This is a genomic window from Nonomuraea sp. NPDC049784, from assembly GCF_040659615.1.
In the GTDB taxonomy this organism is placed as follows: domain Bacteria; phylum Actinomycetota; class Actinomycetes; order Streptosporangiales; family Streptosporangiaceae; genus Nonomuraea.
The window spans coordinates 1-2,002 of sequence record NZ_JBFAMX010001082.1 but is presented as its reverse complement, the minus strand read 5'-3'; the positions used below and the strand labels follow the sequence as shown (position 1 = coordinate 2,002).

The following is a 2,002-nucleotide window of genomic DNA, read 5'->3' as shown; positions in this document are numbered from 1 at the left end:
GTACCGCAACCTCCTGGACGGCGTCGAGCCCCCGCGCACGGCCACCCACCGCAACCCGTTCAGGGAGTGGATCGGCGCCCTGATCAGGGCAGACGTGTACGGCTGGGCCAACCCGGGCGACCCGGCCACGGCCGCGGAGCACGCCTGGCGCGACGCCCGGCTCACGCACACCGCGAACGGGATCTACGGGGCGATGTTCGTGGCCGCGATGTGCGCCGCCTCGATGGTCGCCACGGACGTGGCGGAGGTCGTACGGGCGGGCCTCGCCGTGGTGCCGGAGCGCTCGCGCCTGCACGAGGCGGTGCGTCTGGCCGCGGCCGACGCCGCACGCGAGGACGACTTCGAGCGTGTCATCGACCTCCTGCACGAACGCCATGGCACCCTGCACTGGGTGCACACCATCAACAACGCCGCGCTCATCGCCGCCACGCTCATCCACGGCCGGGGCGACTTCACCGCCACCATCGCCGGAGCGGTCGCCGGGGGCTGGGACACCGACTCCGCCGGGGCCACCGCCGGGTCCATCGCGGGTGCGCTCAACGCGGGCGTGCCGGACCGGTGGCGCATGCGAAACAGCCTGGCCAGCAGCTTGACCGGGTTCGACGGAGTGGGGCTGGACACGCTGGCCGACCGCACACGGGAGATGATGAGGGCATGATCTCGGTTTTCGGCAGCGCCAACATGGACCTCGTCGCGTACGTCTCCGAAGCGCCCAAGCGGGGCGAAACGGTGACGGGGCACCGGTTCAGGACCGTGCCCGGCGGCAAGGGCGCCAACCAGGCCATCGCCGCCGCCCGCGCGGGCGCGCAGGTGGCGTTCCTCGGGGCGGTGGGCGACGACGGGTTCGGGGCGGAGATGCGCGCCACGCTGGTGGAGGCCGGGGTCGACGTACGCGGCCTGCGTCAGGTGCCCGGGCCCAGCGGCATCGCCCACATCGTGGTCGACGACGCGGGCGGCAACTCGATCATTGTCGTCCCCGGCGCGAACGGCACGGTGACCGGTCCCTCAGGCGAGGACCTGGCCGCCATCGCGCGTTCGGAGGCGCTGCTGCTCCAGCTCGAGCTGCCCATGGAGGCCGTCGTCGGAGCCGCCCAGGCCGCCCAGGTCTCCGGCGTGCCGGTCTTCCTCACCCCCGCCCCCGCGCGGCCGCTGCCGGACGAGCTGCTCGACGCCGTCACGACGATCGTCCCGAACGAGCACGAGGCCGCCGCCATCACCGGCGCCGCCGACCCGGAGGCCGCCCTCGACGCGCTGCTGGAGCGGGTCGAGGAGGCGGTGATCACACTCGGCTCCGAGGGCGCGCTGTACGGGTCGAGGTCGGGGGAGCGGCTGCGGGTGCCGGCCGTGAAGGTGGAGGCGGTGGACACGACGGCGGCGGGCGACACGTTCGTGGGCGCGCTGGCCGTGGCCAGGTCGGAGGGGCAGGGCATGGCGGAAGCCCTGGCCTTCGCGTCCGCGGCGGCGGCGCTGTCGGTGCAGCGAGAGGGAGCCAGCACCTCGATGCCGGCCCGGCACGAGATCGAGAACGCCCTCCCGTAACGTCAGTCCCGCCCGTACCTCAGCAGCGAGGTGTGGACCCAGTAGATGCTCATTTCGTGCTCCTTTCGTCGTTCTCGTGACCGGGTCGGAGCGGCCCGCGTGCTCTCTACAGCCCTCCTGAAGATTCTTTCTCGTGTGTCCAGCGGAGCCTGACCGGCGCGGCGGGCCGTACGCCGGCCAGGAGATCGGGCAGCAGCCCGGCCAGGCCGGGCGGGAACACCCGCTCCTCGGTGGCGGCCAGCTCGCCGGCGCTCCACCAGCGGTTGCCGTGCCGGAAGTCCTCCGTCTCGTAGTCCTCCAGGGCGGTGGGCGCGACGGTCGCGGACGCCACTCGGGCGAAGAAGTACGTGTGCAGGGAGTAGAAGTGCCGGCCCAGATTGGACCACTCGCCCTCGTTCACCGCCACGGGGTCGCCGAGGTCCGCGGGGCCCAGCACGTGGCCGGTCTCCTCCAGCGCCTCGCG

Annotated in this window: 3 protein-coding genes; 2 read left to right on the top strand and 1 reads right to left on the bottom strand. The window is 73.2% G+C overall.

The genetic code is table 11. From position 1 onward, the window contains the following. The coding region (locus tag AB0J09_RS63460) for an ADP-ribosylglycohydrolase family protein (protein WP_360714013.1) at window positions 1-658 on the top strand (658 nt) is incomplete at its 5' end. Continuing rightward, window positions 655-1,539: a ribokinase gene (gene rbsK / locus AB0J09_RS63455; RefSeq protein WP_360714011.1), complete on the top strand. Its 885-nt coding sequence runs from the start codon at window positions 655-657 to the stop codon at window positions 1,537-1,539. The genes AB0J09_RS63460 and rbsK, both read left to right, overlap by 4 nt. Before the next feature lie 106 nt (window positions 1,540-1,645). On the opposite strand, the gene AB0J09_RS63450 is transcribed toward rbsK, so the two are convergent. After that, window positions 1,646-2,002, bottom strand: a 357-nt coding sequence (locus AB0J09_RS63450) for a hypothetical protein (protein WP_360714009.1), incomplete at its 5' end; no start/stop codon positions are given.